The organism is Psychromonas arctica (assembly GCF_036697365.1).
Lineage (GTDB): Bacteria > Pseudomonadota > Gammaproteobacteria > Enterobacterales > Psychromonadaceae > Psychromonas > Psychromonas arctica_A.
The window spans coordinates 94,949-109,401 of the sequence record NZ_JBAHZA010000011.1; the positions used below are offsets into that span (position 1 = coordinate 94,949).

General features: G+C 38.0%; 12 protein-coding genes. 10 read left to right on the plus strand and 2 right to left on the minus strand.

Annotated elements, in window-relative coordinates; all coding sequences use genetic code 11:
• Window positions 1-80: 80 nt before the first annotated feature.
• Both nadE and V5290_RS12925 read right to left on the minus strand, forming a co-directional pair.
• The gene (gene nadE / locus V5290_RS12920) at window positions 81-911 is read right to left on the minus strand and encodes an ammonia-dependent NAD(+) synthetase (protein WP_333386434.1); all 831 of its coding nucleotides are present in this window, start codon (window positions 909-911) and stop codon (window positions 81-83) included.
• A gap of 147 nt (window positions 912-1,058) precedes the next feature.
• Window positions 1,059-1,487 (minus strand): Lrp/AsnC family transcriptional regulator, encoded by a 429-nt coding sequence (locus V5290_RS12925; RefSeq protein ID WP_333386437.1) that lies wholly within the window; start codon window positions 1,485-1,487, stop codon window positions 1,059-1,061.
• Between the two features lie 157 nt (window positions 1,488-1,644).
• Here V5290_RS12925 and V5290_RS12930 point away from each other — a divergent pair, with 157 nt between their 5' ends.
• From V5290_RS12930 to V5290_RS12975, 10 genes are all read left to right on the plus strand, one after another.
• A complete protein-coding gene (locus V5290_RS12930) occupies window positions 1,645-2,670 on the plus strand; it encodes an ornithine cyclodeaminase (protein WP_333386440.1) in 1,026 nt (341 codons plus the stop codon).
• Between the two features lie 406 nt (window positions 2,671-3,076).
• A complete protein-coding gene (locus tag V5290_RS12935; RefSeq protein ID WP_333386442.1) occupies window positions 3,077-3,874 on the plus strand; it encodes a transporter substrate-binding domain-containing protein in 798 nt (265 codons plus the stop codon).
• 150 nt (window positions 3,875-4,024) lie between these two features.
• Window positions 4,025-4,969, plus strand: coding sequence for an amino acid ABC transporter permease (locus tag V5290_RS12940; RefSeq protein WP_333386445.1), 945 nt, complete (start codon window positions 4,025-4,027; stop codon window positions 4,967-4,969).
• 19 nt (window positions 4,970-4,988) lie between these two features.
• On the plus strand, window positions 4,989-5,717 hold the full coding sequence (locus V5290_RS12945; protein WP_333386506.1) for an amino acid ABC transporter ATP-binding protein: 729 nt from the start codon (window positions 4,989-4,991) through the stop codon (window positions 5,715-5,717).
• A 35-nt stretch (window positions 5,718-5,752) separates the two neighbouring features.
• Window positions 5,753-6,685, plus strand: coding sequence for a citrulline utilization hydrolase CtlX (gene ctlX / locus V5290_RS12950; RefSeq protein ID WP_333386448.1), 933 nt, complete (start codon window positions 5,753-5,755; stop codon window positions 6,683-6,685).
• Between the two features lie 22 nt (window positions 6,686-6,707).
• Window positions 6,708-7,559: a dimethylarginine dimethylaminohydrolase family protein gene (locus V5290_RS12955; protein ID WP_333386451.1), complete on the plus strand. Its 852-nt coding sequence runs from the start codon at window positions 6,708-6,710 to the stop codon at window positions 7,557-7,559.
• A gap of 131 nt (window positions 7,560-7,690) precedes the next feature.
• Window positions 7,691-9,052: a bifunctional UDP-N-acetylglucosamine diphosphorylase/glucosamine-1-phosphate N-acetyltransferase GlmU gene (glmU, locus tag V5290_RS12960; protein ID WP_333386454.1), complete on the plus strand. Its 1,362-nt coding sequence runs from the start codon at window positions 7,691-7,693 to the stop codon at window positions 9,050-9,052.
• Between the two features lie 543 nt (window positions 9,053-9,595).
• Complete coding sequence (locus tag V5290_RS12965; RefSeq protein WP_333386457.1) at window positions 9,596-11,035, plus strand: ethanolamine ammonia-lyase reactivating factor EutA; 1,440 nt, start codon at window positions 9,596-9,598, stop codon at window positions 11,033-11,035.
• A 17-nt stretch (window positions 11,036-11,052) separates the two neighbouring features.
• A complete protein-coding gene (gene eutB, locus V5290_RS12970) occupies window positions 11,053-13,245 on the plus strand; it encodes an ethanolamine ammonia-lyase subunit EutB (protein ID WP_333386459.1) in 2,193 nt (730 codons plus the stop codon).
• 81 nt (window positions 13,246-13,326) lie between these two features.
• Entirely contained in the window at window positions 13,327-14,358 is a 1,032-nt protein-coding gene (locus V5290_RS12975; protein ID WP_333386462.1) for a TRAP transporter substrate-binding protein, read from the plus strand.
• The last annotated feature ends 95 nt before the right edge of the window (window positions 14,359-14,453 follow it).

Sequence of the window (14,453 nt, forward strand, 5' to 3'; positions counted from 1 at the left end):
TAATTTTTATTAAACCGTCAAGGTAAGTCGTTGTTACTTGGAAATAGTAGTTTTAGTGTGTAATGCTAAAAAGGTGGTGCTTAGTCGTAAATTGTTGGGATAGGCTGACGTTTGTGTTGTGTACGAAGGTAAATTGCGATTAATTTCTCTTCGATTTCAGGTGAAACATCTTTACCCTCTAAGAAATCATCAATTTGATCGTAAGTCATACCTAGTGCAATTTCATCTTCAAGTTGCGGTTGGTCTTCTTCAAGGTCAGCTGTTGGTGCTTTTTCAACTAATAAGCTTGGTGCGCCTAAGTGTCTTGCTAGTGCACGAACTTGGCGTTTACTTAACCCAAATAACGGTGCTAAATCACAAGCGCCGTCACCATGCTTGGTGTAAAAGCCTGTAATATTTTCTGCACTATGGTCTGTACCAACGACTAAACCGCCAGTTAAACCTGCAATCTCATATTGAGCAATCATACGCATACGCGCTTTTACATTACCTTTAACAAAGTCAAAATTAGCATTGTCTGTTAGTTTTACTTGGCTATTTTGTAAAGCGGCGACTGTGGTTTCATGGATACCGTCTGCACCGGATTGAACATTAACAGTGACACAGCTAGTTGGTTGAATAAAGCTCACTGCAAGTTGTGCTTCATCTTCATCTTTTTGGACTGCGTAAGGTAAGCGCACGGCAACAAATTGATAGTCAGTTGTGCTTTCTTCTTGGTTTAACTGGTCAACGGACACTTGGCATAAACGTCCTGCAGTGCTTGAGTCAACACCACCACTGATACCTAAAACAAGTGTTTTGCAATAGGCTTTCTTTAAAGTGCTTTTAATAAAGTTAACGCGACGTTCAATTTCATTTTCTACATCGATGTCTGCTACAACACACATCTCTTTTAATATTGTTTGTTTCATGAGGTTGTCCATTAGTTTGAAGGTGAATGCATTGGTCTCAATGATTATGCAAAAAAGTAGATGTCTTTTACAGTAATAATTATTTTTATAGTGGCTTCTTTATTAGATATCAAAATACTCTATTAAAAGTCTGCTAAACAGTATCTATTAAATGACTGAGCCTAAAAGCAAACTGGTCTCTGTTTGTATAATACCTGTTACTGCTCGAATATCTCCTAATAACCCACCCAATACAGAGATACTATCAACTTGAATATCTGCAATTAAATCCCATTGGCCATTTGTGTGATAAACAGAAATGATTTCTGGAAATGTACGTAATGAGTCTATGATTTGTTCTTCCTCTTTTGCTTCTACTAGAAGGCTCATTAAGACTCTTACTGCATCTTGTTGCGCTTCTTGTTTTAATTTAACCGTGTAACCAAGAATTACTCCTTCTCGTTCTAGCTTATTTAGTCGATTTTGTACTGTCGCACGGGAAACATGCAATGCTTTGCTTAAGTTCACTACAGGCATACGTGCATCTTTGCGTAACAGCGCCAATAGTTTTTTATCTGTATTGTCTAATTTATTCATCGAGGTTAAACCTTACATATTGCTAGTTTATATGTTCATATTGCTACTTTTTAATGCAAATTAGTACGTTTTTCTGTCTTTTTGTTGGCTTAACAGCTTGCTAAACTTTTTTACATTAAATATGTAGTGAGCAGTAGAGACATAAGAGGAAGTAAAAATGACGTTATTTTTGGATGTAAATGCAGCAAGTAAATTAGTGGCTACATTAGGTGTTAGCCAGTTTATGTCTGGATTATTAGAGTATATGGAAAGTGACTTTTGTCGTTGGCCGGAGTTTGATAAATCAGCAAGAACAGCAGCTCATAGTGATGTTGGTGTTATTGAATTAATGCCAGTTGCTGACCAGGTTAACTATGGATTTAAGTATGTAAATGGGCACCCTAGTAATCCTCTTCAAGGTTTATCTACTGTTATGGCATTTGGCGCATTATCTGATGTGGCGACAGGTTTTCCACGTTTACTTAGTGAGTTAACTATTTCTACTGCATTGCGTACCGCGGTAGCATCGGCGATGGCAACAAAAGCATTAGCAAGATCTGACTCGAGTACTTTAGCTTTAATTGGTTGTGGCGCTCAAAGTGCTTTTCAAGCGATTGCGTTACATCGTTTAGTAGGCATTAAAGAAGTTAGGTTGTTTGATATCGATGCTGATGCAGTTGATCAAGTTGTTGCTCATTTAAGCGCTTACTCGGAACTAAAGGTTATTAAAGCGGTTTCAGTTAAAGCATGTGTTAAAGGCGCTGATATTGTTACAACTGTTACTGCGGATAAAGCCTACGCAACTATTTTAACACCAGATATGATTGAACCTGGTATGCACATTAATGGTGTTGGTGGTGATTGCCCAGGTAAAACCGAACTGCATATCGATGTTTTAAAGGCTGGTAAAATTTTTATAGAGCATGAGCCACAAACACGTGTAGAAGGCGACATTCAACAATTACCTTCTGACTATTCAGTGAACCCTTTATGGAAAGTAATTAAAGGTGAGGAGCAAGGGCGTGAAGACGATCAGCAAATCACCATCTTTGATTCAGTAGGCTTTGCCTTAGAGGATCTTTCTGTATTGCGTTATCTCTACGATCAGGCTTTGCAATTAAAAATAGGTGAAAAAATTGACTTAGTACCTGAGATGAAAAATCCTAAAGATCTGTTTGGCCTAATGCTCGAACGTAGTAAGTAATAAAAGTAAGTAAGAGAGGGACTCTCATCTGCATCCAAGGTTGGATTTTTCTCTTCGTTAGCACTGTTATAAAACCAAAAAAATTATAGCAGTGTCTTTATATAAACAGTATCACGCACTTTGAAAGTGCACTTGCTACATTATCGGGCGGTCTAAAAAACAAAAAAATAATAGTATTTTATTGAATAGAATTATTTTCAAATTATGTGCTTTTTAATTCGCCTTTAGTCATTAAATTTAGCTGTGAAGGACCACTTTTGGTTAAGTTTTGTTGATTATATAACTATTTTTATTTTTTGTTTTTTTGGCGCGCTTGTTGCTGTTACTTAGTATCTGTTTAGCAGTACAACAAAGGCAGTCTGCCTATTTTACTTATCAATGTTGAAATATAGAGGGAATTACAAGCATGAAAAATAAACTGATCAAGTTAGCTTCTGCAGCATCATTATTAGCCTTATCAATGGGGGCTGCTAATGCCAACACATTAGATGATATTAGCGAGTCTGGGGAGTTAAGAGCCTGCTTTGACGCCGGTTATATGCCGTTTGAAATGAAAGCAAAAAATGGCAACTACATTGGCTTTGATGTCGATCTAGGTAAATTAATGGCTAAACAAATGGGCGTTAAATATGTGCCTGTTAATACCGCATGGGACGGGATTATTCCTGCTTTGTTAACTAATAAGTGCCATGTAATTATGGCGGGAATGACAATCACTGCTCAGCGTAATATGCGTGTTAACTTTGCAGACCCTTATATCACTGTTGGTCAAGCAATTCTGTTAAATCCAAAACATGAAGGCAAGATCTTAAGTTATAAAGACTTAAACAGTGCTGATTATACAGTGGCAAGTAAATTGGGTACTTCTGGTGAAGAATCAGTGAAAAAGTTGCTACGCAATGCAAAATACAATGCCTTTGAAACAGAAACAGATGCCGCTTTAGAAGTTGTGAATGGTAAAGCAGATGCGATGGTTTACGATATGCCTTTCATCTCTATCTATGCTGCACAAACTAAAGGAAAAACAGCAGCAATCCTTGAACCGTTCACTTATGAACCATTAGGTTGGGCTGTGAAGCAAGGGGATCCTGATATGTTGAACTTTTTAAATAACTTCTTAAAACAAACTAAAGGTGATGGTTCTTACCAACGCATTTATGATAAATGGTTTAACAGTGATGCTTGGTTAAGCCAAGTTAAATAACTGTTATTGCATTTTAATGAGGTCTATTTGTTAGACAACACGATTTGTTAAGCAACATTAGATCTCATTGTTAATAAGACTCTCAGTACGTATTTGATAAAAAATCAACACTACCAGTGTTGGTTTTCCTTCCCTTTTCTAGGTGATTTTATGAAAGAACAACCACACAGACTTAAATGGCATATATTGTTTGTGATTACTATTTTGGCTATCGCTGCTGGTATTTATTCAGCATCGCAAACGATTAATTATAATTGGCAGTGGAATCGTGTATTACCCTATATTGTTGATACTTCTCCTGTCGATATCCTTGCCCAAGGTGATGGTAGCGCTAGCATTAATAACAATAGCCTAACTATTGTTTATGATAATGGTAACCCAGAGCGAGTTATCAGTAATGCGGATACAATTTTAGTCTCTGACGGAGATATTGTTTTTGAAGGTGACCTTTTAGCTCGTCAAGAAAGCGTCAGAATGGGGATATTAATTGAAGGTTTATTAGTTACCCTTGAAATATCTGTTATTTCACTGTTTTTCGCTCTCTTTATTGGATTAGTAGCAGCGTTAATGCGTATTTCTAATAATCCTTTTAGTAAAAATTTCTCTCTGTTATATGTTGAAGTAATTCGTGGGACACCGTTATTAGTACAGATTTTTATTGTTTATTTCTTCCTCGGTACGGTATTTGATTTAGAGCGTTTTACTGCTGGGATTGTGGCATTGTCAGTATTCACGGGTGCTTATGTTGCTGAGATTTTACGCTCTGGTATTCAATCTATTTCACCCGGACAAATGGAAGCAGCACGCTCTTTAGGTATGACTTATCCAAAGGCTATGTTGTACGTCATATTGCCGCAAGCTTTTAAACGTACATTGCCTCCAATGGCTAGCCAACTAATTAATTTAATTAAAGATTCTTCATTGGTGTCGGTAATTTCAATTACTGATTTAACTAAAGCAGGGCGTGAAGTTGTGAGTGGGAGTTTTGCTACTTTTGAAGTGTGGTTTACGGTAGCAGCTTTATATCTATTGCTAACATCTACTTTATCTTGGGCTATTCAACGTATTGAAAAGAGGTTAGCGAATAATGGTTAAGAAATATAAAGGTAATGACATGGTGGTTACTGCCAATGTCGACAAAATCTATCCGAATAATTGTCATGCTTTGAAAAAAGTGACCACTAATATCAAGCGTGGTGAAGTAGTGGTTATTATTGGGCCATCTGGCTCAGGTAAATCGACCTTCCTAAGAACCCTAAATCAGCTAGAAACTATTACCGATGGCGATATCATCGTCGATGGTGTGAACATGTACGATGAGCGAACCAATATTAATAAGTTACGTGAAAATGTCGGCATGGTATTCCAATCTTTTAACCTCTTTCCTCACTTGACGGTTAAAGAAAATGTCATGTTAGCGCCACTTAAAGTGTCTAACTTGCCTAAAAGCGAAGTAGATACTGAAGCACAAGCGTTATTAAAACGGGTTGGCTTAGCAGAAAAAATGGATGTTTATCCTGCACACCTATCAGGCGGTCAACAGCAACGTGTTGCGATTGCTAGAGCATTAGCAATGAAGCCTGACATGATGTTATTTGATGAACCCACGTCAGCACTTGATCCAGAAATGGTTGGAGAAGTGTTGGATGTCATGAAGTCGTTAGCCGCAGAGGGGATGACTATGATTGTCGTAACACATGAAATGGGCTTCGCTAATGAGGTAGCTGATCGTGTGTTATTTATGGAGGAGGGTTCTCTGCTCGTTGACGATATTCCAGAGAATATCTTTGGTGAAGTGGCTAATCATCCTAGGTTACAAAAATTTCTATCCAACATTCTATAACTCTGTAGGTGTTGTTGTATTTTATGAGGTAAATAATGTCATTAGTTCAATCTCCTAATGCGGTAGTGATGATCTGCCCTTGGAATTTTTATTCAAACCCTGAAACTTCTCGTGATAATGCGTTCCAAAATATCACTAATAATGATGATAAGGATATTAGCGGTTTAGCTAAAAAAGAGTTCGACTCTATGGTGGATAAGCTAGAGTCTAATGGAGTTAGAGTACACGTTTTTAACGATTATGGAGAAAAGGAAACGCCTGATAGTGTATTTCCAAATAACTGGCTTTCAACTCATTCGGGCGGGAATATTGCGATTCATTCTATGTACTCTCCAAGTAGAAGAAGAGAGCGTCGTAACGATGTGATTGAGCTATTAAAAAGTGAATATCGCGTTCAGTCAGTAATTGATTTTTCAGGGTTAGAGTACGATGACATTTTCTTGGAAGGTACAGGTGCAATGGTCTTAGATCATATTGAACGTGTTGCTTATACAGCGAAGTCTAACCGTGCAAATGACATTTGTTTAGAAAGGTTTTGTACTACGTTTGGCTATGAGCCAATGGCTTTTGAAAGCGCCGATAAAAATGGTACGCCGATTTACCATACCAACGTAATGATGGCGATTGGCACTGATTATGCGATGGTTTGTTTGAATATGATCGTTGATCTAGATCGCCGAGCAGAAATCAAGTTACGTCTAGAGGAGAGTGGGAGAGAGGTCATTGATTTAAGTTTTGAGCAAATTGATCAATTTGCAGGTAATGCGCTTGAGCTAACTAATCGTGATGGTAAATCTGTTCTCGCTTTATCACAAAAAGCTTATGACGTATTAACAGCAGAGCAAATGGCGACTATCGAAAAATCAGCAACACTACTGCCAATCTCTATTCCCACCATTGAACTCGCTGGTGGATCAGTACGTTGTATGTTAGCAGGTATTCATTTAAAACGACGCACTCGCGACTAATGTTAGATTAAGGGGAGTTTATATGACTCAACATTATGTTAGATCGGCAACTGGTGTATTGAAGCAGGTGTTATTATGCCCGCCTACCCATCTTGACCTGAACCCTATTAATAAAATAGCCGAAGATTGGCTAGACCAAGGACAAGCAATTGACCTTGAAAAATGTGCTGCAGAGCATCAGCAGCTTATATCAATTTATGAAAGTAATGGTGTTAAAGTAGAGTTGCTAGAAGCAACTAAAGCCCTAGACAGCCAAGTATTCGCACGTGATTTTGGCTTTAACCTGAAAGAAGGTTATGTATTAGGTCGTTTTAAAGAAAAAGTAAGACAAGAAGAATCACAAAAATACGCAGCTAAAATGCGAGAGTTGGGCGTACCTGTGATTGCGACGTGTGAGGAAGGTGTTGTTGAAGGTGGTGACTTTTGGCAATTAGACGATAAAACCTTAGCGATAGGCGTGCTACAGCGTTCCGATGAAGTCGGTATTGAAAATATTAGAGCACAATTAGCACCATTGGGTTACCGCGTACTATCGGTAGAATCAAAGCCAGAATATCTGCATTTAGATATGATCTTTAATATTATTGGTGAAAAAACCGCAGTCACTTATTACGAAGGTTTGCCAACAGCTTTTCAGGAGTATTTGGATAATGCAGGTTACGATTTAATTAAGATTGAAGAAGCTGGCGTATTTAAGCACTTTTGTAACCTGCAGGCATTAGGTAATAAAAAGGTGATTTCATTAGCCACTAATATCAAGGTTAACCAAGCACTGAGAGACAGAGGTTTCACTGTATTTGAATTAAATTCCACAGAAATTTTGAAAACGGGTGGTGGACCTCATTGCATGACTTTTCCGGTTAAACGTACTTAATTTTTATTCTTAATTTTCTTAAATTAGCCTCTGTCTGAGGCTAATCTCTTATTCATCTACTTTTCTTATACGTTCTTATCCAAAACTCCGTTAAAATAAACTTTTATTACTCAGATATTAAGGTTTCTATTATGTCATTAAGTGTTGTTATTCTTGCTGCTGGCAAAGGCACTCGTATGTGCTCTCTCCTACCTAAAGTACTTCATAAAATTGCTGACAAGCCGATGGTGCAACATGTTATTGATACAGTAAAAGGAATTGGTGCGGATAATATTCACTTAATATATGGGCATGGTGGCGACATCATGAAACAAAATATTCAAGATGCACGCTTAAATTGGATTGAACAAACTGAGCAGTTAGGAACGGGTCACGCAATGCAAATGGCACAACCACATTTTAAATCAGGTGAGAAAATCCTGATTGTTTATGGTGATGTCCCGTTATTATCAGAAACGACCTTAGCAAAATTAGTCGATGTACAGCCTACTGGCGGTATTGGTTTATTAACGATTAAAATGGATGATCCAACTGGTTACGGTCGTATCGAGCGCAATAATGGCCAAGTTGTTGGTATTGTTGAACAAAAAGATGCCAACCCTGAGCAATTGGCGATTAATGAAGTTAACACAGGTATTTTAGTTGCCGATGCCGATGCGCTGAATCGCTGGTTACCTGCATTATCAAATGACAATGCGGCAGGTGAGTTTTACTTAACAGATATTATTCAGATGGCTTATCAAGAAGGTTTGTCTATTGAAACGGTTCAACCTGAAAATGCATTTGAAGTGGAAGGGGTGAATAACCGTTTACAGCTAGCTAACCTGGAGCGTGCATATCAAGCTGACAAAGCAAATCAACTACTGTTGAGTGGTGTAATGCTGCGTGACCCAAGCCGTTTTGATTTACGTGGTGAGTTAACCTGCGGTCAAGATGTAGATATTGATATCAACGTTATTATCGAAGGTAAAGTAAACCTAGGTTATGGCGTTAAAATTGGTGCAGGTTGTATCTTAACTAACTGCACCATTGCCGATAATACAGAGATTAAAGCTAACTCTATTATTGAAGGCGCAACAATTGGTGAAAACGCATCAATTGGCCCATTTGCTCGAATTCGTCCTGATACAGAGATAGCAAACGAAGTACATATTGGTAACTTTGTTGAGGTGAAGAAGTCGTCATTAGGCGAAGGCACTAAGTGCGGACATCTAAGTTACATTGGGGATAGCCAAGTAGGCAGTGGTGTTAATGTAGGTGCTGGTGTGATCACTTGTAATTATGACGGTGCGAATAAGCATCAAACCATTATCGGTAACGATGTATTTGTCGGCAGTGATTGTCAGCTTGTTGCTCCAGTGACTATTGGTAACGGTGCAACTACTGGAGCCGGTACGACAGTGGTAAATAATGTACCTGATAATGCACTATGTATTTCACGCACTAAGCAACGAAACATTAACGGCTGGAAACGTCCTGTTAAACATAAGTAGTTTATGCAGGGACTGTTATGAACAGGTTGATAACGCAAATTATCGATCTGTTTGTATTTTTACACTCTATTTGCCTGTCTTTTATTTAGTATTATGTTTTAGTTCGACCTAAAAAGGTGCTTTTTCGAACATTTAAAGTGCATTTCTTTACAATTTTTCAATAAGCTTATCCCATTTTGTTTGATTACTTTTATAGTTAATTGATCATTTTTACGCAATTTTCATGGTTATTTTAATACGTTATTTAAGCCATTATATCCACTGTTTATATTAGTTTTAACACCGCAATCAATAGCATTTTTCATTTCCATATACTTCATCAAAGTCCAGCATTAATGGGTGTTTTCGCCTGTAAAGCACTGAACTTAAAACGAGTTTACCTGCTGATTATTATATTTTTAAAATTGATTATTAATCTACTTTGTGAGCTCCCCATCCGTGAGCCAGTAAATTACTTTTCTTTTAGTTGGTATAGTTAATGCTAATGTTTTGAATATCTCTTTTGATTGTAGTTGCACAAAAGTTGTTCAAGGTGATAAACCAATGGGAAACGTTCAAGGTGAAGAAGAACAAGTAAAAATGATCGGTTTGGATTTTGGATCTACGACGAGTAGTGCCATGATCGCAGTGGCCGGCGTAGGAATGAATTCAGTAACGGGGCGTATGGCATTTTCTGCGCCTGAGATTATTTATCGTTCTAAAGTAGAATTTACCCCTTTCAAAGGGACTGAAATTGATACTGATGCGATTGCTAAGTTGTTAGATACTTGGTTAGAGGCTGGAGAAAACATTTTTTCCGGTGGCGTTATTATTACTGGGCTTGCGGCATTACGCAATAATGCTGAGCATATTGCTAAGTTGATTAAAGCCCGTATCGGGCAAGCTGTTATAGCAACGGTTGATGATCCTAATCTTGAATCATGGTTGGCCTTTATGGGGTGTGTTGCTTTACTGTCTCGCCACTATAAACATGAGACCTTAATTAATCTTGATATTGGAGGAGGCACAACTAATCCCGCTGCAGGCCAAAATGGGCAGGTTAAAAGTACTGGGTGCTTTTATATTGGTGCAAGGCATTTTCAATTTATTCCAGGGACTTACCAAGTAGCTGGCATTTCAGAATATGGTTATGCAATATTAAAATACTTGAATGCGAGTATTGAAATTGGTGATGTTCTACCAATCGCATTACTCGATCAAATACTCAATTTCTATTTACAGGGATTAAAAGCCCTCACATTAGGCGAGACTGATTTTTTTGAAACTAGCATTGGTCAATGTTTATGCCAGACGCCATTCTCGTTTTCTTCCGATGTTCAAACGCCGCTAGTGACCTTCTCTGGTGGCGTTGGTGAATTGATTTATAAGTTAGCTGAAAAAGAGCCTGTGCCTGATACCACTTTTTACGGTGACTTAGGTATTGATTTGGCTAAAAAAATCATTGCTGATCCTTACTTTTCAAAACACATCTCTAATGTTCGCCCTGAAAATATGGGCAGAGCTACTGTCTATGGACTTACTTTACATAATACAGAAATATCGGGAGCAACTTTGTTTTTGCCTGATACATCTGCATTACCGTTAAATGATGTGCCCATTGTTGCACGTCTTGATATTACTTGTGATTTAGATGAGTTAATCAATGCCATTTCGGTCGTTGCACAACGCAGTGGTAAGGCGTGTATTCAAATGCTGCCCATTGTAGATGAAGACGATTTAGTTATCGCGGCAACACTAATGCAAATCAAAGAGCTAGGTCAAAAGATACATCAAACCTTATCCACTTTAACGATTGATTTACCACTCGTTATTCTTGTCCCAGGTAATTTTGGCAAGGCTTTAGGTAATTACGCGACAGATTGGGGGAACTCCTCTGCAAAACTCATGATCATTGATGAAATTCCAGATCGTAATGCTCAATTTGTCAACATTGGCAGTCCCTATCGTGGTGTCGTGCCGGTTTCTTTTTATGGTATTTATTAGCGCTGAAGGTTGATTGAATGAAAAAAATTATTCCACTTAAAGATATCCATGTGCCTGTTCCAGGCCCTGAGGAAGTGTATTCTTTTAAAATATTAAATGAAGTCTTTTATTTTCAAGGTCTTAAAGGTCTATTAGGCGCTGCAGATATTAGTAAAGCTGGTGATCGAACGACTAATCTCGCACCTAAAAATGCCATGGATAGAGAGGCTGCACGCGCTATCCTCGCATCATTAACATTACAGCATATTTACGATAATCCACTGACTACAGATGATGGCCATGTTGATTCAGTAATGAGAGCGGGTTATGAAATTGATATAGAGTTATTTCAAAGTATCGCTGGCATGACTTTAGGTGAGTTAAAAGATCATTTATTAGCTAGTAATGGTACTCGAGTAGCCGCTGTGGGTTTAGCACTAACCCCTGTTATGGCCTCCGCCCTCACTAAATTAATGGACGTTCATGAGCTTGTTTATCTACCTGGTAAAATATTTCGCCCTACTAAAGCAAGAACCTTAATTGGAACACCAAAAACACTTTCTTTTCGATTGCAGCCTAACCACCCTAAAGATAACTTAGATGCTATTTCAATGATGGTTTATAACGATTTAGCGATGGGAATGGGGGACTGTTTGATTGGGGTTAACCCTTCTGATGGTTCTGTGGATAACATAGCTGCCATGTTATGGCACATTGATAAATTACGTCGAGAGACAGGGGCGCCGACCCAAATTTGTGTGCTTGGCCATATTAAGAGTCAGTTAACCGCCTTAAAACAAGGTGCACCAGTAGAAATACTATTCCAAAGTTTCGCTGGAACTGATGAAACATTAACGGGTGAATTTGATGTCACCGTTGAGTTTCTAGACCAAGCTGTTGAAACGATGAAAAAAGAAGGGCCTTTAAAAGAGATTGCAGAACAGTTTATGTATTTTGAAACTGGTCAAGGTAGTGAAATGACATACCGTAAACATAACGGAATGGATATGGCGACTTGTGAGGCTCTGTGTTACGGATTATGCAGAAGATATGATCCCTTTATGGTCAATAACGCCACAGGTTTTATTGGTCCAGAAACTCATCTTAATGATTTTGAGTTGATGGTATCAACACTTCAAGATCATTTTATGGGGAAACTGTTGGGCTTACCAATGGGTATTAGTCCTAGTTATACCCTGCATTCAAATTCACATTTAGAAGGTCAGCAAATGGCTGTTCAATTAGCCACAGCAGCAGGTGCTAACTTCTTTATGGATATTTATTTAGGTACTGATCGCATGTTGGCTCACTTTGTTAATTCAGGTCATGATGATCAAACATTAAGAGAAGTTTACCACCGTAATCCAGCTCCTGAATTCTTACAGTGGGCTGTGGAAAAAGGCATTTATATACAACACACTAATGGTAGTGTTGAACGAGGCCCTAACTGGGGTAATCCAAGATTGTTCATTAGCAGTGATTTAGAGTTTCAACGCCTTCATGAAGCAACTCCTAATGCTCCTGGTTTTGAAAATGCTGGTCCTCGTCCTGCACATAAAGTGCAAGAAGTCATTCGAATTAACCAATCCGTAGGACGAGAAGCCGTTCACTCTCATCTTAAACCTGAGTTATTTACTGGTTTTGATTTTAGAGAATTTGTTTCTACCGCAAAAGACCATGCCGAACATCTTAAAAACCCTGAAGTGGGGGCCAAGCTCCCGCAATCTGATTTAGATACTTTATCTGCTGAAGGCAATGACGTTCAAATTATTATTACTGATGGTTTATCTGCTGAAGCTGTTCATCACAATGTCCCAGATATGATTCCTGTTTTAATGGATGGATTAGCCAGTCGAAATTACTCTTTAGGGAAACCGATTGTTACGCATTTTGGGCGCGTTAAGTTAGCGGAATGTATTGCGGATGTATTGGATTGTAATGTCGCTATTTTATTAGCTGGTGAGCGACCTGGTGGAGACGCTCTTTCTTCAAAAAGTATGTCTGCTTATCTCGTTTTAAAGTTAAAAGATGAAACTGCAAGACAAGCCGCTGCTATTTACAGTGAACATGAAAAAATTCGTTATGAATACACATTAATTACCAATATTTATGAAGGAGGTTTACCGCCTATTGAAGGAGGAAGTGTTGTTGCAGAAAAAGTAATGGAAATTCTTGAGAATCAAGCTGCAGGTAACCGACTAGAGGATTTACTGAAAGCCAAAATCGCATAACCCAATTTAACAAAGTAATGGCCAATAATATTTTATGAATATTTAACATGCATCTACATACATTAAATAAGGATATAAATAATGAGATTGAAAAAGAAAGTGATTAAAAAAGTAACGTTAGCAACCACTTGCGTTATGTTATTGCTATCGCCGGTTGTTCAGGCTGATTCTATGCGACTTAAGTTTGCCCATCAAAATAACGTTTATGATGCGGATCAGTTATTAGCTGAAACCTTTAAAACGTTATTAGAGGAAAAGACCGGTGGAGATTTAAAAATTTCAATCTATCCTGGAACGCTAACTGGCTCTGAAGAGGAAGCGTTGGAATTTGCTAAGGCTGGTACTGTTGCTTTGGCTGCAACGAGTGCTGGACATATTGCTGGCTATTACGAAGATATTCAATTTTTACAATTACCTTATTTATTTAAAAGCTTAGAGCACTATAAAGTGGCGAGAAGTTCTAGTGTCGTAAAAGAAATTTTGGCTGGAGCAAGTAAAGCAACAGGAATGAAAGCTTTAGGGGTATATTCTGATTGTAATGGCTTTGCAATTGCCAGTAAGGAACCAATCAATAGTTTATCTGATGCAAAAGGCGTTAAGTTACGCGCAATGCAAAATCCTCTGTTTATAGATATTTATGAAGCCTTTGGTTTCACTGTAACTCCGACAGATTGGGGGGAATTATACACTTCTTTACAAACTGGAATGGTAGAGGCTGATGATTTAGGAGTTTATTGTAATGACATATTTAAAATGAGTGAAGTGGTTGATAGCTATGCAATTTTAAATCAAATGTGGACACAGAAAATCTTATTTATGTCGCCAAAAGTATGGGACAAATTAACTGATGAGCAAAAAGTTATTGTAACGGATATTGCTGATGAAGCAATTGAGCTTACAGATGCTTGGCAATATGCTCGTGAAGCAAAATTCATTGAACAAGTGAAAAAAGATAAAGAACAAACGATCACTTATCCTGATACTGATGAATTTAAAACAGCCTCTGAGTCTGTTTATACGAAATGGTTTGCAAAAGAGCCGCAATGGAAAAAATGGTATGAGGAAATTCAATACCTTGATCCAAATGCTCGTTTGCCTAAAGCCTTTAAATAACCGTATAAGTTTTGTATCCGTTATGTATTAAGCATCTGTTTTATGTAACGAATACTAAATGGTGCAGTCTTTATGGTGAGACTGCACTGTTAACA